At 57.0% G+C, this 24206-nt stretch carries 19 protein-coding genes; 10 read left to right on the top strand and 9 right to left on the bottom strand.

All coding sequences use genetic code 11. The features are described from left to right. Positions 1-42: 42 nt before the first annotated feature. Positions 43-528 (top strand): restriction endonuclease, encoded by a 486-nt coding sequence (locus ACVWZ4_RS06625; RefSeq protein WP_456701407.1) that lies wholly within the window; start codon positions 43-45, stop codon positions 526-528. A 173-nt stretch (positions 529-701) separates the two neighbouring features. Here ACVWZ4_RS06625 and ACVWZ4_RS06620 read toward each other — a convergent pair whose 3' ends face one another. Continuing rightward, the gene (locus tag ACVWZ4_RS06620; protein WP_456790065.1) at positions 702-1451 is read right to left on the bottom strand and encodes a hypothetical protein; all 750 of its coding nucleotides are present in this window, start codon (positions 1449-1451) and stop codon (positions 702-704) included. Between the two features lie 385 nt (positions 1452-1836). On the opposite strand from ACVWZ4_RS06620, the gene ACVWZ4_RS06615 reads away from it, so the two are divergent. Further along, a complete protein-coding gene (locus tag ACVWZ4_RS06615; protein WP_456701409.1) occupies positions 1837-2154 on the top strand; it encodes a hypothetical protein in 318 nt (105 codons plus the stop codon). 638 nt (positions 2155-2792) lie between these two features. On the opposite strand, the gene ACVWZ4_RS06610 is transcribed toward ACVWZ4_RS06615, so the two are convergent. From ACVWZ4_RS06610 to ACVWZ4_RS06600, 3 genes are all read right to left on the bottom strand, one after another. After that, positions 2793-3983 carry an ImmA/IrrE family metallo-endopeptidase gene (locus ACVWZ4_RS06610; RefSeq protein WP_456701410.1) on the bottom strand — a complete coding sequence of 397 codons (1191 nt, stop codon included), beginning with the start codon at positions 3981-3983 and terminating at the stop codon, positions 2793-2795. Next, the gene (locus ACVWZ4_RS06605; RefSeq protein WP_456701411.1) at positions 3970-4611 is read right to left on the bottom strand and encodes a hypothetical protein; all 642 of its coding nucleotides are present in this window, start codon (positions 4609-4611) and stop codon (positions 3970-3972) included. Before ACVWZ4_RS06605 ends, ACVWZ4_RS06610 begins: the two co-directional genes overlap by 14 nt. Positions 4612-4780: 169 nt before the next feature. Next, entirely contained in the window at positions 4781-6166 is a 1386-nt protein-coding gene (locus tag ACVWZ4_RS06600) for a tyrosine-type recombinase/integrase (RefSeq protein WP_456701412.1), read from the bottom strand. Positions 6167-6724: 558 nt separating this feature from the next. Between ACVWZ4_RS06600 and ACVWZ4_RS06595 the strand changes: the two genes are divergently transcribed. The 3 genes from ACVWZ4_RS06595 to ACVWZ4_RS06585 all read left to right on the top strand — a co-directional run bounded on the left by ACVWZ4_RS06595 (position 6725) and on the right by ACVWZ4_RS06585 (position 10240). After that, positions 6725-7009, top strand: a complete 285-nt coding sequence (locus ACVWZ4_RS06595) for a hypothetical protein (protein WP_456701413.1) — start codon at positions 6725-6727, stop codon at positions 7007-7009. 1692 nt (positions 7010-8701) lie between these two features. Beyond that, a complete protein-coding gene (locus ACVWZ4_RS06590; RefSeq protein ID WP_456701414.1) occupies positions 8702-9169 on the top strand; it encodes a hypothetical protein in 468 nt (155 codons plus the stop codon). Between the two features lie 807 nt (positions 9170-9976). Next, complete coding sequence (locus ACVWZ4_RS06585; protein WP_456701415.1) at positions 9977-10240, top strand: hypothetical protein; 264 nt, start codon at positions 9977-9979, stop codon at positions 10238-10240. Positions 10241-11950: 1710 nt separating this feature from the next. Here the strand turns inward: ACVWZ4_RS06585 and ACVWZ4_RS06580 are convergent. Further along, entirely contained in the window at positions 11951-12196 is a 246-nt protein-coding gene (locus ACVWZ4_RS06580; RefSeq protein ID WP_456701416.1) for a hypothetical protein, read from the bottom strand. A gap of 141 nt (positions 12197-12337) precedes the next feature. Between ACVWZ4_RS06580 and panB the strand changes: the two genes are divergently transcribed. From panB to ACVWZ4_RS06565, 3 genes are all read left to right on the top strand, one after another. Beyond that, positions 12338-13210: a 3-methyl-2-oxobutanoate hydroxymethyltransferase gene (gene panB, locus ACVWZ4_RS06575; RefSeq protein ID WP_456701417.1), complete on the top strand. Its 873-nt coding sequence runs from the start codon at positions 12338-12340 to the stop codon at positions 13208-13210. 13 nt (positions 13211-13223) lie between these two features. Continuing rightward, positions 13224-14075, top strand: a complete 852-nt coding sequence (panC, locus tag ACVWZ4_RS06570) for a pantoate--beta-alanine ligase (protein WP_456701418.1) — start codon at positions 13224-13226, stop codon at positions 14073-14075. Between the two features lie 676 nt (positions 14076-14751). Further along, positions 14752-17853, top strand: coding sequence for an efflux RND transporter permease subunit (locus ACVWZ4_RS06565; RefSeq protein WP_456701419.1), 3102 nt, complete (start codon positions 14752-14754; stop codon positions 17851-17853). A gap of 269 nt (positions 17854-18122) precedes the next feature. On the opposite strand, the gene ACVWZ4_RS06560 is transcribed toward ACVWZ4_RS06565, so the two are convergent. The 3 genes from ACVWZ4_RS06560 to ACVWZ4_RS06550 all read right to left on the bottom strand — a co-directional run bounded on the left by ACVWZ4_RS06560 (position 18123) and on the right by ACVWZ4_RS06550 (position 20626). Further along, entirely contained in the window at positions 18123-19127 is a 1005-nt protein-coding gene (locus ACVWZ4_RS06560) for a GDP-L-fucose synthase family protein (protein ID WP_456701420.1), read from the bottom strand. Beyond that, complete coding sequence (gmd, locus tag ACVWZ4_RS06555; RefSeq protein WP_456701421.1) at positions 19108-20193, bottom strand: GDP-mannose 4,6-dehydratase; 1086 nt, start codon at positions 20191-20193, stop codon at positions 19108-19110. The genes ACVWZ4_RS06560 and gmd overlap by 20 nt, the downstream gene beginning before the upstream one ends. A 124-nt stretch (positions 20194-20317) precedes the next feature. Then, on the bottom strand, positions 20318-20626 hold the full coding sequence (locus ACVWZ4_RS06550; protein ID WP_456701422.1) for a hypothetical protein: 309 nt from the start codon (positions 20624-20626) through the stop codon (positions 20318-20320). 466 nt (positions 20627-21092) lie between these two features. Between ACVWZ4_RS06550 and ACVWZ4_RS06545 the strand changes: the two genes are divergently transcribed. Then, complete coding sequence (locus ACVWZ4_RS06545; RefSeq protein WP_456701423.1) at positions 21093-21341, top strand: hypothetical protein; 249 nt, start codon at positions 21093-21095, stop codon at positions 21339-21341. Between the two features lie 147 nt (positions 21342-21488). Beyond that, positions 21489-23315: a glutamine--fructose-6-phosphate transaminase (isomerizing) gene (gene glmS / locus ACVWZ4_RS06540; protein WP_456701424.1), complete on the top strand. Its 1827-nt coding sequence runs from the start codon at positions 21489-21491 to the stop codon at positions 23313-23315. Positions 23316-23751: 436 nt separating this feature from the next. On the opposite strand, the gene ACVWZ4_RS06535 is transcribed toward glmS, so the two are convergent. Beyond that, positions 23752-24138, bottom strand: coding sequence for a response regulator transcription factor (locus ACVWZ4_RS06535; protein WP_456701425.1), 387 nt, complete (start codon positions 24136-24138; stop codon positions 23752-23754). Positions 24139-24206: the final 68 nt, after the last annotated feature.

The raw sequence follows: 24206 nt of genomic DNA, 5'->3' as shown, positions 1-24206 counted from the left end.
TGCGGGTCGACGGTGAGAACGGTACACGCGGTAGCCTCCTCTATGGCGGTCTCCACCGCAATCGCGACCGTCACGCTCGAAGAGGTTCGGGCAGTAACAGCGAGCGCCAGTCTGGTGATGCAGGCGGTTGTCATCACCGGCGACAAGACCAAAGAAGGGCTCTTGATCGAAGCGGTTACTGTGCCCTGGCTCGATATCGTCAAATTGTTGGGGGCCGATCCGAATGCGGCTTTTCAGATTCCTCCTCGAAAATGGGAAGAAATCATCGCTGGCGCGTACAAGAAGGCTGGGTTTGACGAGGTAACTCTGACCCCGCATTCGGGTGATTATGGTCGAGACATCATTGCCGTTAAGAAGGGGTTGGGCAGTATCCGGGTCATTGACCAGGTTAAGGCCTATAAGCCGGATCATTTGGTTACAGCCGAGGATGTGCGAGCGCTCATGGCGTGCTTCAGGGGGATACCGCTTCGAAAGGCTTTCTCACGACCACCTCTGACTTTGCGCCTCGTCTACGACAGGATCCGTTGATTGCTTGTCATATGCCGTCGAGGCTCGAGTTGATCGATGGCAAGATGCTGCTCCAGCGATTGGAGCAACTTGCGAAATCTTCCGGCTCAACGTGAGGCGGTCCGATGATCGCGCCGGTTGGAGACCTCCGTCACGCGGCCGGTCTTGGCAAACGCTACACGGGAGCGACGCCGCTACTCCTTCACAAACGAGTTCACTAGGCCAGCGATGTGCTGCCAATCCTCGCGCTCGTCCAAGGGACTCGATTTTCGGCCTTTGAAGTAGTCGGGGCCGGCGGGATCGAATTTGTCACAAGTGTGTTTGAAGTAGTTGAGAGTAGCCGAAAGGCGCCTGCGCCATGCGGGGTCAACGATTAATGGATTCCGTCCGATAGGAATATAGCTTCTGACCGTCTCCACTGTTTCGGCCAACTCTTTGAGGTCGATTTTGCGCTTGGCGTCGAACTCATCTGACATCGACAGGTCTTTAAGCTGTTTGATCCACTCATCCCACACACGGGAATCGTCGAGCGGAAGAAGACTGAAGATCAACCGTGTCCCTCGCTCACGGTCGCCACCCTGCTGCATTTTTTCCTCAACGCGCCAAACTTCGTTGAAGCAGTCAGCGATAGTACCAATTCGCAGGTGAGCAACTTCCAAGGCGCGCAATTCCCTTGCGCGGTTGTCGTCGATTGTTTTCATCGCCGCGAGCCACGCCATCATTCCCGCTATGATTGCCCCAGCGGCTCCGATGAGGCCACCGGCAAGCTCGCCGTGTCTGCTCAAAACGCAGCCAAGCCACTGCGGGAGTTGAGTGTCGCAACGCTCACTCTCGCCGGCCTTTAGGGGACCCCAGGCATCGGCCATCCAGAGCAAGCCAACCACGGCGCACATCATGCCCACAATGACGGCGACCATTGGCAGAAGGATGGTGCGCTTTTTCATGTAGCTATGATGTCGCGCGCACACCCAAGAGTCGAGTAAGGGTCTCGGAGCGCAAGCACGCCATGTGGTGGTAGCCCGAAAGAGCAACGTCTGCACCGGACCGAAGAAAAAACGATCAGACCTTGATCGGCTTCCTCGACGAAGCCGCGATAATCGGCCGGTATGGCCTACTCGGCGCGTTATCGTCGCGAACTTGCGTTCAGGCCCGGCACCGAGCACTCGACAACAATGCCGGCAGTATGGCGACCGCCATCGTCCGCCCAGCACGGACCCAGCGAGTGCGACTTCAATTCAACGTTTACAGGTTGCAAGCGGAGAGGTAGTATCAGTGCGCTTTAGCGCACGTCTATTTTACCAGATCAGTCCTTAGATGACGGAGGTAATTATGCGTACGCACCCACTCTATGCAGCATTGCTCATCCTCGTTGGGATGACGAACATAGCTTTCGGACAGACAGTTCAACCGGCTGCCGTTTCGTCAACCTCGGATGCAAATCAGTTTTTGAAGGCGGGAGTTACCCGAGTAATCGTGAGGTACGAGTGGCAATGGAATTCCGGCGCTTCTGGCGGCGGTTACTGGCTTGCCGAGCAAGGAGTCGTAACTGCTGTCGGTCCTAGTTGGATCGTGTTAAGCCAGGATGTAAGTAACAAGACTCATTTCATCCCATTTTCTGCTTTTAAGCACCTCGAACTGCTGAACTGAATCCGCGGCACCTAAACGCGATCTTCTTTCCCTTATAGGCGCGCTAAAGCGTTCGATCGGCCTCCGCATCCGATGGCGACGCGGGGGCCGACGGGTGTTTGCATTGACGGCGGCGGGCCTTTTTGATTGTCTAATTAGCAGTTGCTATAATAGCCCTCATCCCACCGCTTCTGGCTTCTTGTCGGATCAAGACAGAACATTCTCTCTTAGCGGCTACATGCTATTCGAGAATGCGGTGCAAGGAAAATTTGACGCCGGGGCAGAAATGTCCGCGCACTGCGAGGAGGGCGCGGTCGTGGGATCCAAACGGCACGTCGGAGCGGCCTTCGCGAGGCTCCGCTACGATGCAGCGTGAGGGCGTGACTAATGCTGCTTCTGGATTGAAGGCGCGGCTCGTCTGAGAACCCGTTCGTAAAACTCCAGACAATAGATCAGCCACGTTTCGCGGTGGGGAACGTCCTTGCTGCGGCGGCGGGTGAGGGCGGGCATGCCGCCATGAAAGCGACGCCGGCAGCGGCGCGCAAATTATCGATTCGTGGTGGCATGGATCGGCGGTGAAGTACTGCCCGTCGTGGGTTGGAAAGAGGCCGCTAATTGAGGCATACGCAGGCAACGCGCCGATGCGCTCCTCATGCGATCTACTTGAGTGTCGGCTCGACCGGAGATTGGCCGGGGCCTGCAAGAGTTCCCGGCGTAAGAGCGCAGAAGATTTCAATCCACCCGGCGCTGAGCGCGAGCTCATTCAGGATGTCTTCTGGATGTTTTTTTCCGCTCTCAAGCACAAGTTCTACCGCGCGCTTCAACAGACGCGGTTGCTCGACCGGGATCTTGCGAGGATCGTCGAGCGGCTCTTTTTTGCGCCAGCGTCGGAAGGATATCTGCTTGTAGAGATTGAGGGCTTGGTCGGCGTCGATCACTTCCAGATCGCGGCATCGATACACCATGGCCTGTATCGACACCTTCCAGCGCTCCTTAAGCGGCACGAACGCGTCAAGCCGAGTGGTGTAAACCTCATTGGGGAACGAGTTGCTCGGCAACAAGAAAGCACCAGCGAATTTATCAGCCTCGGCTTCTATTGCTTTCAGCGTGGCTTTGTCCTCCAGGTCCGATTGCTCGACCCATCGATGTAAAACGAGGTGACCAAGCTCGTGGGCTAGGTCATAGCGCCTCCGGACGCCGGCCTCCTTCTCGGAGGCCATGAAAATAAATGGACGAGCGCCATTCCAGAACGAGAATGCTTCGACGTTCTCTCCCTGCATTTCGTATCGGCAAATCACGATGCCCTTTGCTTCCAGCAGAGCGAGCACGTTTGAGATCGGACCAGGCCCAAGACCCCATAGCTTCCGGAGATTGAGCGCGATCTCATCGATCTCTTCAAATTCATAGCGGCCGGACGAGTTCGCAGGCGCACATTCCGGGAGTGAGGGAGGCGGGTAATTGACAAATCCGTCGAAGTATTTTGCCGTTTGAACAAACCAATCGCCTAGCACCGCGGCTGCCTCGTTGCGACGGAGCGTTTCAGGTCCGAATTTGCGATAGAACCGCGCTCCCGCGGATCCGAATGGGGGGCCGTCTGGACTAGTGAAAAAGTTGACGGGCTGGCCCAGGACATCTGACATTTTTTGGAAGGTGGATGGCTCCGGCGATTTGTCGCCGCGCTCGTAGGCGGAAACCGCCTGCCGAGACACGCCGATGCGATCGCCGAGATCGCCTTGCGACATCCTTGCGACCTTCCGCGCATCGCGCAGCTTGGATGGAATCAAAAGCCGCCCGGCTTGGTGTGCGCGGGCGGCAGGAGCGGGAAACTGGACTACTCTATCGGTCCCCATTGTCTCTACGCCACTTGTCGATTTCTTCTTTGAGGGTCACCACGGCTTCGATGTCGGTGTCTTCGGGCGGCGGTTCGGGTGAAGTTACAACGTGAGGCATCAGCATCAGGTTGGGGGTCCTGTAGTGATACCCCTTCTGCTGATCCTCCCGCGGGAGCCCAAGATGGGCGAAGTTCAAAGTCTGGTAGCCGTGAAACAGCAAGATGTGCGGGGTGCCTCCCGCTTCTTCGCCATCCGGCTTCAGCCCTGCCAACCAGCCCTGGCCGTTCAAGCGTTTGTTCGCTCGGAATGCAACGTCGCGAGGCTGTTTCGAAGGGTCAGAAACCTGGCTGATTGTCACCGCGGAATGTGAAGGAAGGATTTCCAGATACCGGCCGGTCGGGCGTTCGAACCAGCGCCAGCGGAGATCAAATGGCCACTGCCCGCTCCTGCAAAGTCGCTCGAAGCCGAGATCGACGGCCCATTGGATGATGCGGCCTCGGTTGTCCTGCGCGCTGGTGACGTTCAGGATCGGCTCATCCGCGATGAGAAGAGCGGCGGCCTCATAGGCAGTTTTAAGTGTGGCGGGAATGAAGGACCGCAACGCCAGCGGGATCTGGTCTCGGAGAAAGGCTTCTGCGCAATCCACGTTTTTCCTCGAATCTGGTTGCCCCCTGACGTGCGCAACCTTATCCGAAAAAATGGCGTTTTTGTCAACCGTGATCTTTGATGTTGCCCCGGTCCGGCGAAACGACCTTGATGCACTCGCTGTCCAGGTACTGACGCTCGCGCTTGACCTGCGATCCTTTAAGCACTCGTCACGCCCGCCTTTTCATTGGTGCCACATTCCCTCCGTCCCGCGGCACAAGCGGCACAACTGCTGCCCTGGCGAGGTCTTCGAGAGCCGTTGCAATGTATTTGGCATAGTGCCGCTCGATCATTTTGACCGAAGTGTTGTGCAGCTTCGCGACCTGCTGGATGGGAAGGCCCTTGCGGAGGCCGCGCACGATGCTGGAGTGCCGGAAGGCGTACGGAATAACTTCTGGCATGTCGGCGCGATCGCGAATGGCGCTCCAAGGACGGACGAGTTCGCCCCGTTTCCACGCGCTCCGCTCGGACTTCTTCCACGCGATGCTACCCGGCTCCTGTTCGTGGAACCACCGCTCGAACAGGATTGCATCGCCGGCTCGTTCGACGATCGCGGGCAGCAGCACCGCGATCACGTCGTCGCCGACCGGAACGGGGACGGATCCGCCGTTGCCGCCACGGCCCTTGTAGGAGCCGGGCACCATCAGGCGCCGTTCCGCGACCTGCACGTCACGAACCCGCATTCTTCTGACCTGGGCGTAGCGGGCTCCCGTGGCAGCTAGACAGACAACGACGAGGTACAGATCCAAATCGAAGCCTTGTTCCTCATCGATCTCCCGCGCAGCTTTGAGGATGGCGCCAATTTGCTCGTCCGTAAGGACCTGATTATCTCGAGCAACCGACACCTCATCATCATCGTCGACCCGCTCGGCTTTGAAACCCGCTTTCACGATGGCCAGAAACGTCGGGTTGAGCATTTTTCGATCGGTCGAAAGCCTTGGCCATGCAGCATTGAGCGCGGCCTTCAAATCGTTCGCAAACCGCTGCTTGGTCGTGACCTTCAGGTCTGTCGGCAGGCCCTCGCGCCACGTCCACAAGTGATCCTCTGTGAGCGCATGCAGAGCCACCGCTGCCAGAGGAGCGGGCTCGATCGCTTCCTGATTGCCGCGCTTTTCTTGGCCGAGAACGTATCGCCGCAGCTTAATGCTGGCATCGGATCGGATCTCGCGGCCTGTGCGCCGCTTTTCTCGCTCGTCGCGTTCCTTGATGTAGACCTCGACGGCCGTCCGCACCGTCGGCGCAGGGCCGGCTGCCTGGGCCGCCCCTTCCGTTCTGGCCTGGTCGACGGCTTCGCGCGCGGCCTTCATGGCCTGTTCGAAGGTTAGGGTGCCATCCCTTGGCTTGTCGTTGAGGTCGTTAGCAACGCCCAGGGGAGCCTGCTTGTAGTTGCCGCCTTCGTAGTGATTCCGCCAGCGGACGAACCGGACGCCGCTTTGTTTGCCCTTGCGATAGCCCAGATGCGCCTCGGCATCGAGACGGCGCCAATGCACGCCAAGCTCAAGCCTGTCCCGGGCCTTTGCCGTCGTAACCTGAGCCTCGGTGAGCGTCTTTGACATGTCGCTTCGCCCTGATGAACGTTGAATATTCGTCAAATATGCAGCGGTGCATGACGGCGGACAATAGTGAACTACTTTTATTCAACCTATTGATCTAATTGGATGTTGGTGGACGCCAGCGGACAGGCGTTGGCCGTCAAATTGGCCCTCTCAAGGCTGAAACAGGGGTCCGATTCCCGTAGGGACCGCCAGCGGCTCCAGAAGCCCTGCTAAATCAAAATCATCACGCAAACTATGGCTTTGTCTGCTGTCAGGTGGCAGCACGAGCCCGTAGCATTTGATGCGCGTGATGGGACTAGTCAAAGATAGAGATGGGACGTTCTACGCTCAACAGCGAGTGCCCGACCGGCTGCAAGAGGCTGTGGCCCGCGTCCTCAAACTGCACAAGCCGTGCCTCGTTTCCTGAAGAGATCGCTGGCGACGAAGGTTCGCAACGAAGCAAACGTGCGTGCCAAGCCCGTCCAGATGGATTTTGATCGCACACTTGAGCGCGCTGACCGCTAAGCCAGTTCGCGAGAGCCTCAGCGCCATCGAAATCAGGAGAATGACCGGGTTCTAATGCCCAGCGTTCTCCAAGGCGATGACTTGGACCGGCAAAGAGGGCCTCGGGCGTTGAGCAATGAAGGCAGCGCGTCACTCAACAGCTTCGATCTCGACGGTCATTCGTCAGATGAGTTTGAGGTTGGTGAGATACTGGACCTCGCCCAAGACGCCTTCGCAAAGGCGGACGTAGGCCACGTCAGGGCTGAGGTCGCAGAGCTACTGGAGACCTTCGGCATCAACTTGGACGAAGCCTGCGACGATTACCGAAGCTTTCTCTTGCGGTACTTCAAGACCAAGTAAGGGCCTACAGATTGAACGGACCGGGCCGGGGATAGTCCCGTCCAGTTTGGTCGACGGCGGGGCGCGTAGCCCGTATATATCTGCCTTCTGGTGCCGCAGGTATCTCCGGCGGCACAGATGAGTGTGTGTTATCGTTTTCTTGCCGGAAGATAAGGCGCGAACTGCCCTCCCGGCTTACCCTGCATCATCTCCAGCGCCAACCGAATGGCGGAAGGAGTTTCCTTGAGCTTCACGCCGCAAGCCACTTCGCTGAATTGGCGTGAAGGAAGTTGATGTCTTTGGCTGAATCATCTCAACCACTCAAATCTGGCAGGTGCCTTGCGGGCCTCTCGGCGTTAAAAGGCAGAGCATCCTTGAGCAGCCGCCCAAGGGTGCGAGGTGGCAGCGTTGTGGTACCGTGACGCTGGCGAACGAATTTAGCGGCGTAAGTGATAGGGACAGCGCTTTCCAAGGGCCTCTCCACGGGCGCCGAGTCACATCGTCAGTAAACTTCGCTCACAGCGCGGAGCCGGTAGTTTTCAGAGCCGCTTTGAACAGCGTGGAGAGCCGGCCCGCGCTGCCACGCTCGCCCTAAACCTTCCGGGCTCGAAATGCTTCAGGATGCAGCGAGAGCAAATATCACAGATGAGACGAGATCTTTGGCGAGAGCCAAGGGGAAACTCGTACGTCAAAATACTCTATCGCAGCAGTGCGCAGCGCAAGTACGCACTTTGCGATTATACTGATTGTTATGCCGGTTCCCTACGAAGGTAAATGGTGGCACGCTTTGACGATCCCGCAGACGCGAATTCAACGCTACACCGAAGACGGATAACACCAAGACAGATCGCCTCGCAGCCTCCGCCTGCGCGAAATCTTGAAATCCATCGCGAAAGATCTGCGGAATTCAAAGCGTCGCGCGGACCAAAGCAAAAGGCCCCCTTGCAATGAGCCACGCATAGCAGTCATTGCGTTGCTCTCGCAACTTCGTTTCGGGAGCGCAAGCCGTTTGTCGCCTGCGAGAGAAGGAGATGACCGATGCTCAATGGCAAGAGGAGGACGCGGACGCTTGCGCCTCTCTGCAACCCAACGGCTCTGCATGAAATCGAACTGCTCGCTGCGAACTCCGTCGCGCAACTGCGCTCAAGCTTGCCACAAACTTCGGCCCGAGTAATAAATGCTCCGATCCAACGGTCGCTGCCGCAGTCCGTACTCGATTGCACATTGGTCTCGGGAACCGATAAACCGCCAGAATCGCCAAAGCGCCGGGAGGTATATCCGCGACAAAGGCCGCGATGTAATGAGCAGTGTCCTACGCTTGTATGTAAAGATGCTCTGATTAACGGCGCTCTGCAGCGCCCGAACCAGATCTCGGCATGAACAGTGCTGCCACCATGCAAGCTCAGAAGCTCACGGCTGGACGGCGAGAACGGGGTTTCTGGCGCTCGAACTTGAGACATTGGTTTATGAGCTGAGCTGAGGAGAACCCTGCTGAGGTGACCACGAAAACCCGATGGCGCGACGCAACGGCGTGTCGTGCACTGTGTCGCCCCTCACCCGGCCTCGACCGAGCGAGTGGTAGGGCAGGCGACATCCCGACGAACCCGAAGAAAATGATTTCGTTCGCGGCCGAGCGGCAGGTGCGAAAAGCGAGGAGCGAGTTTCGCTTAATCGCGCGATCTCCGGTTCCGTGAAAGGTCGCGAGTTTCTCTCATGGCTGAGGGTCGAATTATCGTTTTCCGGGAAGACCGCAACAATCGGAGCCGGCACTACGGCTATATCGTCGACGCAGCGCTTGGGCAGGGGTGCGACCGTGAGCTAACCGTGTACTTTGACGAGCGCGATCTTGTCGGCTGCGACCCGAGCCAAATCGACGCGCCGCATACGAGGGTTGGCTTTGAGTACGGCATACGAGGTGTCGGTCGAAACCCGCGCGCGCGTCATGTCCGGCTTCTGCCAATGCCTGAAACGCTCGGCCGAGTCGTCAAGGTCAAGCCGAACGATCGCGGCTACTATGGCTTCCTTCATGCGGATGGCGAGACGCGCGATTATTATTTCACCGACCGAAGCGTAATAAACTGCGATGTCCCGCTTTTGGTTGGGGCGCGAGTGCGGTTCTGGTATGACAACGGCCGCTTAAATGAACGCGCATACCGCGTTGAACTAGTCGAAGAAGAATAAAGCCATTGTCAAACATGATCCACGGCTAAGATTTGGCCGAGCACTCGGATCCTCAACGGCTTACACAAACGCGCTGCGAGCGAAGAGCGGTTTGCATCGCTAACAAACGATCTTTGTTGCCGTTCCTCACTTGGACGGCTTCACGATGGCAGGACATCCCAGTTAGCGCCATCCGCGTTGTGACGAGATGCTGAGTTTAGCCGTTGCTTTAGGGTGCGCTCGGTCTCTTTTACTTACGGCAACTGAAACGGAGATAGGGAATATAGTGGCGCTCAGGCGTCATCTGATCGCTCTGGAGGACTAAGCGGCGTGAATTCGCTCGGTCGTCAAGTTTGGCCACCAATTTCTCGATTGGTGTGCATGACCATCAATGTTGGTAGGTCACCCAAGGCCGCTTTCTCGCTAAAGTCGCACTGTACCCTGAGGCTACGAGCCTCACGGGAAGCGGGGTAGGCTAGCCTTGTGATCCCCCGAGGCTGCCTACTGAGCCGGCGGCACGTGATAGGAACAGCGCCTTTCCACCTCGGATGGCGGCGCCAAGTCATGTCGCCCTAAGTATCCGGCGAAGCGGATGCGGCAGAGATGGCGCCTTTAACCATCCTCCCCCGGTGGAAAAACGTGCTGAGTCGCATCCGCGCTGCCTTCTCGAACGCGCCGATTGACTAGTTTTAGCGCCTACCGGTTGATTGGCGTGATACACCCTGACAACCTCATATTGAGGATCGAACGCACCTTCTTCGATACGAAAAACCAGCGTGGAGCGCGCCCCCGGTGAACGGCGGGAGGTTTTTGGGTCGAAAGCAACTCATGCGCGATCCGATTGGCCAATCCTGCTCCGCCGAAGAGCCGCACCGGCCGAAGCTTGAAGTCATAGCGGCGATCAGTCTTGAACGTGCAGTGGACTGGCTGAGCGCCAATTCGGGGCGGAGGCCCCTGCGGCTGCCGGTGATTGCAAGTGCGCCAATGGGCTATCGTCTAAGCGAAAACGTCGAATTACTCTCCTCGGCAAGTGGCGCCGATGGGCCGCTTTTGTTTGTAAAGTTGCAGTTCAAGTCTGTCAGCTTTCGGTAAGCCAGCTTCGATAAAGAATGGCTGGGTTTAGCGGGGGCGTGGCAGGGACAGCGCATGAGCTGAAGGACCACCATGTGCCGAGTTACGCTTCCGTTAAGCTCATTGCAGTGCGGACGCGGCAGGGATAGCGCCTCATGATGCCCCCAGGCCTCCAGGCGCCGAGCCGCGTTCGCACTGCTTCCAACTCACGGGTTAGGTCTAATTCTGGCTATTTCGCTCGTTCTCCGAGCGATGCGCGCCCGATCTGGTTGTTGCCGCCGCGTGAGGCTGAATTTTGTGCTTAGCTGAGTGGCAGGGACAGAGCGCTGCCCCTGTGTATGCTTGGGGGATAAACACCGAATTAAGTTCCGCCAAGTTGAGCTGACGGTCCGGGCGGGCAGGGACTGCCTCTTCTCCAAAGCAACCACGGGGGCGCCGGCCCGCGCCTGCACTGCCTCCGATGAATCATCAATAACCTTCTGGAAGAGAAGGAGCAGGCCTGGCTGAATGCGTTGCTGTTGTCTTGGTGCAATTATGTCCACCATTGGGAGACTTGACCGACAGCGCCGCCATACTTCAATCGGTAGTCCCTCTCGGGCTTCCGAACTCTCGGACAATCATACCAACGAACTTCTTCCATCGCGCTCGGACTGGATTTACTCCGCCAACTTTTGCTCATGCGCTTGGCCTGTCATTCTCTTCAATGCAACGCCCCCGTGTCTGGACATGCGGTGCCAATTTGTTCAAAGACAGAGACCCACCTAGGAGGCCGCCGACGAGGATAGGATCAACCAATTTTGGTAGGTGCCCTTCGATACTTCTCCAAGTTACTACTTTGTGGCCCTGAGAATTTGAGCCTCATGGGAGCAAAGGTGGCCAGCCCCGATCTTCGTGACTGGGTTGGCCACCAGCGCTTGCGACATGAGCCACAGGGCAGCTATAGGCCGAGAGATGCATATGTTCCAGCGGCATATCGCCTCCCTGCGGTCGCAAGCGCTTGCGGTACTTGCAGCTAATCAGGCTCGTGCCGTCGATCAGTCTGTGGGTCATCAGACCGCCAAGTCACCACATTCAACATCGAAGAAGTTCAGGCGATGCTCGCCATACTCGATTGCGTGAAACACAACCTGCGGCCGAAGGAAGCACGACAGATCGCTTCGCGCATACGCGCGGTGTAGAGGGGCCGCACCGGCGGAAGCCAGTTCGGGTAGGATGTCTTTGAGACCAGATGTGGGCTTTCGCAGGTCGGCCAGCAGATCATGAAAGAGAATCGAAGCTTTACCTCACGCAGGCAGGATCAAATGGACACCTAAACAAATTGGCTTCTGATCCCGAAGCCCGAGGGAGAGGCTATTGTGCCGAGCGCGATCGTAAGTGGCCTGAGAGGATGCAGCCGCGCTGCAATTTAAAATCCCGGCCAACATCGTGCAGCCGAGCGTTCCCACAAGGAACGGGTGGATGGATTGCGATTGATCAACACAAAGCCAAATCCTGCCTGCCACACGCGCTGACGAGTGTCACAAGGGGCCATACTGGAAAATAAATCGCAACCGACGTCAGCACGCAAATTATCGATGCAGACCCGAGTGGTCGCCGACTTTGGACGGCCGGCCAGCGAGTCGGTCGAAGCGGAACACGGCCGCCTGAAAACCTGCAAGCCAAGAAAGTCTTCTGGCCTTGATGGCGCAACCAAATGGCATTTTTATCCATCAGCAAGCCTTTTTCGAGACGTCAATTTCTTTTCCTCTTGCCGATCTTGACAATTTTCTTCCACGCTCCGTAGGAAGGTACCGAGCTGCGCGGAACCTCAACGTTCTTCAAATGAGAAAAGTATTCGCTGCCAACCATGAGAGGGAAGCCAACCTTCAATGTCGCGGCGCGATCACCCTCGATCCACAGCCCGATTTCAGCGGCCATTCCACCAATGAGATTCGTGAAGATCCGGAACAAGAACTCCGGGGCGCCGATTTCGGCCAAGGTCAGTCTCGGCACACGCAGGCCGCGTCGTTGTGTTCTCAATGGCTCAACCCGACAAGCCCGTGACCAAATCATTGTTTGCTGTTCGTCCTTTGGGCGAACTGAGTTGAGGCCGAAGAGCAAAATCAAACTGAGGTCCAAATGAGCCACGTTTCGGAGCAGCTGATCGACCGAATTACAATTCCCTTTCTGCAGCGGTGGAAGCAAGACGGCCGGCGTATCGTCATGACAACGGCCTACGACGCGGTTGCGGCGCGTATCGCGGACCCTACAGTAGATATTATTCTCGTCGGTGACAGTGTAGGTAACGTTTGCCTTGGCTTCGAAAACACGCTTCCAGTGAGCGTTGCGATGATGAATCATCATCTGGAAGCCGTAGTACGCAGTAAGCCTCGTGCTCTGCTCGTCGCCGATATGCCTTTCCTTAGCTATCACGTCAGTGTCGGGGAAACCATACGCAACGCCGGGGGATTTCTGCAGCGAGGTGCGGCTGCGGTGAAACTCGAGGGCGGCGGCAAGAGAATCGACATGGTGCGTGCCCTTGTCGATTGCGAGATTCCCGTGATGGGCCACCTTGGCCTTATGCCCCAGAGCGTCAATGTCATGGGTGGCTTCAAAGTGCAGGGCCGAAAAGCGGACGAAGCGCTGCGTCTTCTCGATGATGCTCATCATCTGCAGGAGGCCGGCTGTTTCGCTTTGGTACTGGAGGGCATTCCGGCCGAGCTCGCCGCTCGAGCGACCGATTCCTTGACAATACCAACGATCGGAATCGGTGCTGGCCCGTACTGTTCGGGGCAGGTCCTCGTGTTTCACGACGTGCTCGGTCTGACTGAAGGTCATCGGCCCAAATTCGTCCGCGCCTATGCGGAAGGCTTTCAGCAGTTGCAAGATGCGCTTTCTCGCTGGGCCGCGGATGTCCGCTGTGGTGCATTCCCCGGAGCGCAAGAGTCCTATCGACTTCCGGAAGGGATCGGCGAGGCTATTGCCAACTGGGTGCCGTCTAATTCAATTTAATGTAGAGTACGAAATGCAAACAATCACCACCGTCGCTGAACTTCGCCATACCCTTGAAAAATGCCGCAGTGCCGACCAACGGGTCGGTTTCGTGCCGACAATGGGCTATTTGCACGATGGTCACCTGGCGCTAATCGCGGCGAGCCAGGCGAAATGCGATGTGACCGTCGTAAGCATCTTCGTCAACCCGACTCAGTTCGGACCAAATGAAGATCTCAGCAGCTATCCACGCGACTTCTTGCGTGATGAAGAACTGTGCCGCGGTCGGGGTGTCACGATCCTCTTCGCGCCCGGTGCGCATGAAGTTTATCCGAGCTATTTCGAAACCTTCGTTGAACCGGGCGATCTCGCGAAGCCACTGTGCGGAGCCTTCAGGCCTGGACATTTTCGTGGCGTCGCGACTGTCGTATGCAAGTTGTTCAACATGGTGCAGCCCGATGTCGCGTTTTTTGGGCAGAAGGATTTTCAGCAATGCGCCGTCGTGCGTCGCATGGTAGTTGATCTCAATCTCCCGATCGAGATTGTCACCGTACCAACCGTTCGCGAGCATGATGGCCTCGCAATGAGCAGTCGCAACCGCTATCTCAGCGAAGCAGAGCGTCAGCAGGCCCTTGCGATCAGTCGCGGACTGTCAGCAGCGCTCGATGAATTTCGCTCGGGAGAGCGCGAAGTTGAAAAGCTGATTGCAGTCGCGAAGAGGCATTTAAAGGCTGTCGACAGACTACAGTATCTTGAACTTGTCGACGGTGACACGCTCAAAACCGCCGACAGTCCACTGCGGCGCCCCGCGGCGCTTTGTGCGGCCGCTTACGTTGGCTCAACGCGGCTGATCGATAACGTCATATTGACTTTGCCAACCCTGTAGCGCAATGCGTAGCTATGCCGCTTGCAGCATATTAAGCTGAAGAAGCACTCAAGGCTTTGTTCCGACACCGCATTGTGGCGGCAGCAGAGAGCAAGCTCCCACGCGACCTTGTTCGGCGAGTTGGCGAAGCGATAGCGCATGCGCACGTTTTATATCAGCCGTGAACTTCGTGTCGCTGGCAAACCCGCAAGTCGTGCAGGTGATCAGCGGGCCCTTCGGCAAACCTTCGTATAGTGCTTCACAGCCGACGCTATATCACCTACTTACCTTTGTAGAGTTGAGCACCAGTCAGATCGTTTGTAATTTCAATGTTGAACCTGGATCGTCCGATCTAAGGGGCCGTGCGAAGTCTGAACTGATGCCTTGCAAAGGAGTCGGCGCGTTCCGATCAGGTGTTGAGCCGAACATCTGGGTCAACCGCCTTTTTGGTCTCATAGAAGGTGCCGTTATTGAGATCGCGATAAGCCGCGAGATCGGCGGAACAGCATTCAAAGAGCCACGAAGAGATTGGAAGCGGAGAATAGGGCGTCTGCGCTCGCGGACGTGTGGGCGACTTGGAGCAGCCAATAGCTCGTCGCTCGTATTAGCGTCTTTGGTACAGTCGCCGTCTTGATAATTATCGCCCTGGTGTAAGTTGCCGGCGAATTTGCAGCCCACTCTTGAAGGATAAGTCGACATGGCATTTACCGAGCTTTTCATCAAGCGTCCGGTACTGTCTATCGTCGTCAGCCTCTTGATCTTGCTGACCGGCCTGCGTGCCGCTACCCTACTGCCGATCCGGCAATATCCCAAGCTATCGAGCACGGTCGTTGCTATTACCACCTCCTACCCTGGTGCCTCCGCCGAAATGATACAGGGGTTCATCACCACGCCCCTCGAGCAAGCAGTCGCCTCCGCAGAGGGCGTTGACTACATCACTTCCTCGTCTGTGCTTGGCAGTTCGACGATCCAAGTGCACGTCAAGCTTAATTTTGATCCGAACGAAGCGCTCACGGAGGTGCTCTCCAAGGTTAACTCAGTCAAATACCTAATTCCTAAGGAATCAGACGATCCGGTTGTCACAAAGTCAACTGGCCAAGCCACTCCTGTGATGTTTGTCGCCTTCTCAAGCGAGGAACTTCCGGCCAGTGCGATCTCCGACTACCTCTCGCGCGTAGTACAACCCGTTATTTCAACGGTCGACGGTGTCGCAACAGCAGAGATGCTGGGCGGCCAGAGTTTTGCGATGCGACTTTGGCTCGATCCTACGAAAATGGCCGGGCACGACGTGTCGCCGGCTGAAGTTTCAGCTGCAATTGCCGCTAACAACTTCCAGGCTGCGGCCGGCCAGATCAAAGGCTATTTCACTATCTCTGATGTTACGGCCAATACTGATCTTCGAAGTGTCTACGATTTTAAGCGGATGATCGTCAAAGCCAATGACGGCGGACTTGTGCGCATTGAGGACATTGCATCAGTCGAGCTTGCCGCCCAGGCGACAGACACTAGCGTCACGATGAACGGTGAGCATGCGGTTTTTATAGGCGTGCAGGCAAGTCCACAGGGCAATCCGCTAAAGATAGTGCAAGGCGTACGCGCGTTGTTTCCGGAAATTGAGCGTAACCTGCCGCCATCCATGAGGATGAAAGTGGCCTACGACTCCACCACATTTATTCAATCGTCTATCGACGAAGTGGAGAAGACGCTCGCTGAGGCAGCCGCCGTCGTGGTAGTTGTGATCGTTCTGTTCCTGGCCTCGCTGCGGTCGGTCATCATTCCTGTGGTCACTATTCCGTTGTCGCTGATTGGCGTCTGCGGCATGATGCTGGTGCTGGGGTTTTCGTTTAATCTGCTGACTCTGCTTGCGATGGTTCTCGCGATCGGTCTCGTTGTCGACGACGCGATCGTGGTGGTGGAGAACATTCATCGCCATTTAGAAGAAGGTGAGACGCCCCTACGGGCGGCGACAAGCGGCGCGCGCGAGATCGTCGGTCCCGTTATCTCTATGACGATTACCTTGGCCGCGGTATATGCCCCAATCGGATTTCTCGGCGGCCTCACTGGCGCCTTATTCCGCGAATTCGCGTTTACGCTAGCAGGAGCGGTGATTGTGTCGGGGGTGATCGCTTTGACGCTGTCGCCCATGATGTGCTCGCTATTTCTGAGGCGCGCCGACGGGGGGCGATTTGCGCGGGTTGCGAACCGCGGCTTCGGCGCCATAACGCTATGGTACGGCCGCAAGCTCGACCGCTCGCTTGACTATCGCCCAGTTGCCGGTCTGTTCGCGCTGACCATGCTGGGCCTTGTTGCCTTTCTCTATATGAATATTTCCAAGGAACTTGCGCCGGAGGAGGATCAAGGTATCGTATTCGTGCTCATGAAAGCACCGAAATACGCCAATATCGACTACCTCGACTATTACGGTACCAAGCTTGGAAACATGTTCAAGAAGTTTCCAGAGACTGACGTGAGCTTCGTGCTTAATGGCGCTAGCGGAAAGCAGAGCGGCATGGCGGGTATGTTGCTCAAACCGTGGGGCGAGCGCACGCGATCATCGACTGCATTAAAGTCGCTTGTCCAGACGGAACTATCGAAGATTGAAGGCATTAACGCGTTTGCCTTTAGCTTGCCTCCCCTTCCAGGCGGTACGGATGGCTTACCAGTGCAGATGGTCCTCAATTCGACGCTTGGCTTTCAATCTATCTACGAGGAGATGTCGAAGCTAAAGGATGCCGCGCAGAAGAGCGGTCTGTTTGTGGTGAGCGACTCGGATCTCGAGTTCAACCAACCGGTGGTACGAATCAAGGTTGATCGTTCCAAGGCTAACGAGCTTGGGATTACCATGCAGACTATCGGTAACGCGCTCGCTACCTTACTTGGGGGAAACTACGTCAACCGCTTCAATTTGCAGGGCCGCTCTTACCAGGTGATCCCGCAGGTGCCACGAGAGGAACGCTTGGCGCCGCAAGCAATAGGCAGTTATTATGTAAAGACCGCGACCGGATCGATGCTTCCGCTGTCTACTATAGTCTCCATCGAGACTGCGATCGATCCGAACGCGCTCACCCACTATAACCAACTAAATTGCGCGACCTTTCAGGCCGTGCCAATGCCCGGAGTCACGATGGAGCAGGCTTTGGATTTCCTAGAAGCCGAGGCGAAGAAACTGCCCTCGGGCTTCAGTCACGACTTCCTGGCCGATGCTCGCCAGTATGTGCAGGAGGGCAACCAACTCGCGATTACATTTGCGTTTGCACTGATCATCATATTCTTGGTGCTTTCAGCCCAGTTCGAAAGTCTGCGGGATCCGCTCGTCATTATGATCAGCGTGCCGATGGCAATGGTCGGTGCCTTGCTTCCGCTATTCTTTGGCTGGGCAACCATGAACATCTACACGCAGGTTGGACTGTTGACACTTGTCGGGTTAATTTCTAAGCACGGCATCCTAATGGTTGAGTTCGCCAATGAGCTTCAGCTCAGGGAGAGACTCGACCGTCGCTCGGCCATCGAGATGGCCGCGCGCGTCCGATTGCGCCCAATCTTGATGACCACGGCGGCAATGGTGGCGGGCTTTATACCCTTGTTGACTGCAACGGGAGCTGGCGCGGCGAGCCGCTTCTCGATCGGGCTCGTCCTCGCCGCCGGCATGTCTGTTGGCACGCTGATCACGCTATTCGTGCTCCCAGCGCTCTACGTCACGATCGCATCCAACCATCGTGGCCCTGCGAGCCGCGACCGCGCGAACCTTGCCGAGCTTCACTTCACCAACGCTCCTGATGCCGAGATGGCCAAGCAATGACCGCCAAACCATCAGGTGTGCTCCGCACTCGGATCACTTCTCGTTCCATGCGCGTCGAGAATTCACGCCCTATGGTGCAAAGTTGGATGTCTCATTTGCTCGGCGCAGCACGTTGATGATCCGCTGCCGCCTGCTAAGTTGAAGCTGGGCCGGATGTTTACGGCCAGCGAACGCGTAAGCTGGATACTTCGGAGCCAAAAAGAATCAGTACTCTCTTCTTGAAAAGGTGGACTAGCCATCCGCGGAACGCTCTGCCGGCTCATTGCTTGTTATGATTTATTAGGGACGCAGACTGCTTTACCGAGATCAAGAAGATCACTCTGACACCGTCGATCGCTCTCAGCGCGAAAAGCCCGATATGCCAGCTGAATGCCGTTATTGAGCGAGGTGGTGGCACGCCAGCCGAGCGCCGACAGCCGACCGACGTCAAGCAGCTTCCGCGGCGCTCCGTCGGGGCGCGAAGTGTCGAAGCTGATCTCACCGCGAAAGCCGACGGCGGCGGCAACCATGAGTGCCAACTCGGCAATGCTGATGTCCTCGCCGGTGCCTATATTGACCGGTTCTGGGGAGGAATAGGTCTTCATCAAATGGATGCAGGCGTCGGCGAGATCGTCGACGTAAAGAAATTCGCGGCGCGGCGCGCCGGTACCCCACACCACGACGTTGCTGGCGCCCGATATTTTCGCCTCGTGGAACCGACGGATCAGACCGGCAAAAACGTGACTGTATTCAGGGTGATAATTATCTCCGGGGCCGTAGAGATTGGTTGGCATCACGCTGATGAAATCGGCGCCATACTGGATGCGATAGGCCTCGGCCATCTTGATGCCAGCGATCTTGGCGATGGCATAGGGTTCGTTGGTCGGCTCCAACGGCCCAGTCAACAGCGAGTTCTCTCGCAGCGGCTGCGGTGCCAAGCGAGGATAGATGCACGAGGAGCCGAAGAACATCAGCTTCTCGCATTTGTTGGCATAAGCCGCCTGGATCACGTTGCTTGCTATTGCCAGATTGTCGACGAGGAAGTCGGCGCGCAGGGTATTATTGGCGACGATTCCGCCGACCTTGGCGGCCGCCAGGAAGACGACCTGCGGCCGCTTCGCGGCGAACCAGGCATTCACTGCGGATTGATCGCGCAGATCGAGCTGGCTGCGTGACGGCGTTAAGAAATCGACCTGCTCGTGCGCCAGCCGGCGCATTAGCGCCCCGCCGACCATGCCGCGGTGGCCTGCCACGAACACCGTCTTGCCTTTGAGCTCAAACGCCGCACCCGCCATTTGCTGCGTCCTTTCTGGCTTGTATGAGATCGCTGGCGACCATTTCCTTCACCAATTGCGAGAACGGCGTCTTCGCTGCCCAGCCGAGTTTCGCGCGCGCCTTGCTGGGGTCGCCGATCAGGAGATCCACTTCGGTCGGACGGAAATAGGTCGGATCGACCTGCACCAGGGTCTTGTCTGTTGCCTTGTCGACTCCGATCTCCTCGACGCCCTTGCCGCGCCATTCGATGCAGCGATCGACCTCAGCAAACGCCAGCTCGACGAACTCTCGGACCGACTGCGTCTGGCCGGTCGCGAGCACGAAGTCATCGGGTTCGTCGGCCTGCAGGATCCTATGCATGCCCTCAACATAGTCGCGGGCATGACCCCAGTCGCGCTTAGCATCGAGATTTCCGAGATAGAGCTTGTTCTCGAGGCCGACCTCGATGCGGGCGACACCGCGCGTGATTTTGCGTGTCACGAACGTCTCGCCTCGAATAGGGCTCTCGTGGTTGAACAGGATGCCGTTGCTCGCGAACAAACCATAGGCCTCACGGTAGTTTACCGTGATCCAATAGCCATAGAGCTTGGCGACGCCATATGGCGAGCGCGGATAGAATGGCGTGTTTTCCTTCTGTGGCACCTCTTGCACGAGGCCGTAAAGCTCCGAAGTCGAGGCTTGGTAGAAGCGCGTTTCCTTCTCAATGCCGAGGATGCGGATGGCTTCCAACAGCCGCAAAACACCCACGGCGTCGGCATTGGCCGTGTATTCCGGGCTCTCAAAACTGACCTGAACGTGGCTCTGAGCGGCAAGGTTGTAGATCTCGGTCGGCCGAATCTGCTGCACTAGGCGGATCAGGTTGGACGAATCCGTCATGTCCCCATAGTGCATCAGGAACCGCACATCGCCGGCATGAGGGTCCTTGTAGAGATGATCGACGCGCGCGGTGTTGAAGGAGGACGACCGGCGCTTGACCCCATGCACGGTGTAGCCGAGACCGAGCAAATGCCGAGCGAGATATGCGCCATCCTGCCCGGTGACGCCGGTGATCAGCGCAATGCGCCGGTTTGAATTGTGAGCTGCCATGGTCTCCCTTAATTGCACCGGAAAAGTCCTGCTCTGAAAAACAATCGCGAAGCCGCTTCCGGAAGAATCTAGACGCGCACGTGCGCTCCAAGCTCAAATAAAGGAGGCCTTCGTTAGCCTCAAGTCATACACGCCACGAAGGAATACACACCATATACATTGATTTAGAGGTGGAGCGATTGATGCCAACACATTGATCTAAAAAATGAACGCCAGCCACGTCGCAACGGCCATGATCCTGAGCAGGCGAAAGAAAATTGTAATCGCCGTACGTCCACCAGGCGCGCTTGCCGCCTGCCGATATTTCCAATGAGAGTGCCAACTGTCTGCTGCTTTCTCCTCTTGCGTCTGTATGCATTCTGGCAGTCTCATGATGACGCGGAAGAGCGAGGGTGCAGGCTTTGAATAGAAGAGCAGTCTTGACGGTCGACAAATCGCACGTCCTAGGCAAATTGCGGCAGGCAATGGACGGCCGGCGGAAAACAGTGAGATAAGGGCTGACAAACGTTGGTATAGACCGCGGAACCTTTCGATATCTAAAGTTTACGTTCGTACAATGGAGCTTGGGCCCCGATCCTCTAACTTGACCGAACGCAAGTTGTCTCAGTCCAAGCATGACAAGTCTCTTAAACGCGCGCCGGAGCAGCCTTTCCAGGAAGACTGGACAATTGAAGCTCGAACACCGCTGCGCAGCTGTATCACCGCCAGACCATGTGGAGGACTTGGCCAACTTTCGTTTTATATCTGAAAGAGAGAAGCCGAGACGAAACGAGCCTCCTCTAAGAGTCTATCCGTAAGACGCACCGACTCAGTCGCTGCCGCACCAGCGTCGTTCGGTAGGGCCAGTATTGCTGCGTTCGTTTTGGAAACTTAAAGCGGGGGTGGCGAGATGACTAATCGTGAAGGGCGATCTGTTCGAATATCCTCGATTATGGAGCCAGACTATTTGGTCGACATCTTCACTGCGGCTTGAAACGACGACAGCCATCGGTGCTACCGAGCGAGTCTGTTTGCGCGGAGCTGCATGTCCCTATGCAGGCCCACCAAAACGTTTGCCTCTCGTCGAGGAGGTCACGCTGTGGGCGGCACCGTTGCAGTTTCTGCTCGATCGCGAGCTAAAAGGTGGAATGAATTTGGATGAACGATGATTGGTGAGACAGAGTTAAATCAGGCCAACGAAGCGGCCGCCGAACATCCCGAACTTGAAACCCGTCGCCTTCTGGCAAGCGAATTGTGCCACGGGGCTGCCATAGCGCGAACGCCGGACTCGTTGAAGTTGGGCTGCATGGATTGATATGTGTGGAATTATTGGTATTTTGGGCCGCGGTCCGGTCGTTGGGAAGTTGGTCGCGGCGCTCAAGCGATTGGAATATCGTGGCTACGACTCAGCGGGTGTCGCGACTCTCGAAAGTCTGCGTGTCGAGCGCCGCCGCGCTGAAGGCAAGCTGAGAAACCTTGAGGAGCAGCTGCGCCATAGCACTCCGGCGGGTCAAAGCGGCATCGGCCACACCCGCTGGGCGACTCATGGAAAGCCGACGGAGAGCAACGCTCATCCGCATGCGACGGAAAGTGTAGCAGTCGTTCATAACGGGATCATTGAGAATTTCCGCGAGCTCCGAGCCGAGTTAGAGCGGAATGGAGCTGACTTCAAATCAGAGACGGACACCGAGGTGGTGCCGCATTTGGTCGAGTCGTATCTCAAGAATGGCTACTCGCCTCAGGATGCGGTACAGGCGTCGCTGCCGCGGCTGCGCGGTGCCTTCGCCTTAGCATTCCTCTTCAACGGTCACGACGATCTTTTGATCGGTGCGTGCAAAGGCTCGCCCCTTGCGATCGGACATGGCAGCGGTGAAGTGTATCTAGGATCCGACGCGATCGCGCTCGCGCCTTTGACCGAGACGATTACCTATCTTGAAGACGGTGACTGTGCCGTGCTTACGCGCACGACTTGCGTGATCTATGGCGCACACGGCTCTGTCGTCCAGCGGGAAACCTCAAAGTCCGTTGTATCGTCTCTCCTTGCGGATAGGGCGAATTATCGCCACTTCATGGCTAAGGAAATTCACGAGCAGCCGGCAGTAGCCGGCAAGACTTTGAGCCATTATCTGGATAGCGCAGCCAAGCGCGTCGCCATTCCGCTGACATTGCCGTTCGACTTCAATTCCATTCAGCGTATCTCAATTGTTGCGTGCGGCACGGCAAGTTACGCTGGCCACATCGCCAAATATTGGTTTGAGCGGCTGGCGCGTCTATCTGTCGAGATCGATGTAGCCTCTGAGTTCCGGTACCGGGAAGCGCCTTTGCGTCCTGGCGATCTCGCGATTGTCATCTCGCAGTCGGGTGAGACCGCCGACACGCTAGCTGCGTTGCGATACGCCAAGGACCAGGGCTTACACACGATATCTGTAGTTAATGTTGCGACATCGACAATCGCACGCGAGAGCGAATCCGTTCTCCCGACGCTGGCTGGACCGGAAATCGGCGTCGCGTCCACCAAGGCATTCATTTGCCAGCTGATGGTATTGGCGGTGCTTGCTGTCACAGCAGGTAGAGAGCGAGGCAAGCTGTCAAGGATCGATGAAGCGAACCTCGTGCGAGAGCTCGTTGAAGTGCCGCGTTTGATTGCTGCGGCCCTGTTGGCCGAGCCTCAGATTGAAAAGCTCGCGCGTTATATGGCCGGCGCGAGGGCCGCAATCTATCTCGGTCGTGGCGCATCGGCGCCTCTGGCGTTTGAGGGCGCGCTTAAGCTAAAGGAAATTTCCTATATTCCCTCGCAAGGCTACGCCGCCGGGGAACTCAAGCACGGGCCAATCGCGCTGATCGATGAGGCTATTCCGGTAGTCGTGATCGCGCCTTACGACCGCGTCTTCGACAAAACCGTCTCGAACATGCAAGAAGTGGCCGCTCGGGGCGGCAAGATAGTCCTGATCACCGATGCGAAGGGGGCTTCGGAAGCGACGGTGGATACACTCGGCACCATCGTGCTGCCGACAATGGCCGCAAGCTTTACGCCGATGGTCTATGCTATTCCGGTCCAGCTCTTAGCTTACCATACCGCTGTCGCAATGGGCGCGGACGTGGATCAGCCGCGAAATCTCGCGAAATCGGTCACTGTGGAATGAGGCTGAAATGTTTTTGTCCAGGCCTAGAAGTCTCGGTCGACCCGCTCGGGCTTGCGTTTCGTTACCTCGGTTGGGTGATAGAATTCAACTAGTTTCTAATCCGGGAAATTGCTCGTAGCTGGCCACATCAACCAATGCGGCTGTCAGCCCGATTGGTCTGATATCTAAACGCTCGGCCGGCTCGCTTTGTGCTGATAGCCTCATTTCAAATTAGGTCGCTACATCCGTCGGCGGACATGAGTGGCTGTTGCTCACTGGCGGGAACTGCTGCGCGTCAACGCGAGCGCGGACCTGAAGGGGACTGCGCGTGGCCAAATCGCTGCTAACTGGAAGTATTCAGAGCGAGTTGCAGTTCCGTGCGAAACGATGCTCGGTAGTGGGGATCTTCGTTCCGATGTGTTTTGGATCAGACATGAACTCAAGCCTGGGGGTGGAATCAGATGCCGCCTCGATCGCCATATGCCTTCAGCGCGTTGTCCAGACACTTGAGTAGCTCTTTTCCGCCAAGCGGTTTGGCGAGAAATCCCATCGCTCCCGCGTCCATAGCCGAGGCGCGCACGCGCTCGTCGGGGAAAGCTGTAATGAAGATGAACGGTGCGTCGTAACCACGCGTCCGCACCTCTGCCAAAAGATCCAGCCCGCTCATCGCTGACATCTGCACATCGGTAATGACACAGGATGTCTCGGCCAACTGCGGCGACAGCAGGAGTGCCTCGGCGGACGAAAATATTTGCACGTCGTAGCCACGCGATTTCAAAAGGTTTTCTGTCGCCGCACGGACCGAGGCGTCGTCGTCGACGACAGAAATCAAAGGCGTGGACAAGATGAGCCCTCCCAACGCAGTACAGCGGCTATCGAAGCGCTAGCCACTTTCGGCGAAAAGTGGGCTTA

Source organism: Bradyrhizobium sp. USDA 4472, from assembly GCF_054058595.1.
This window is presented reverse-complemented; position numbering and strand designations above follow the sequence as displayed.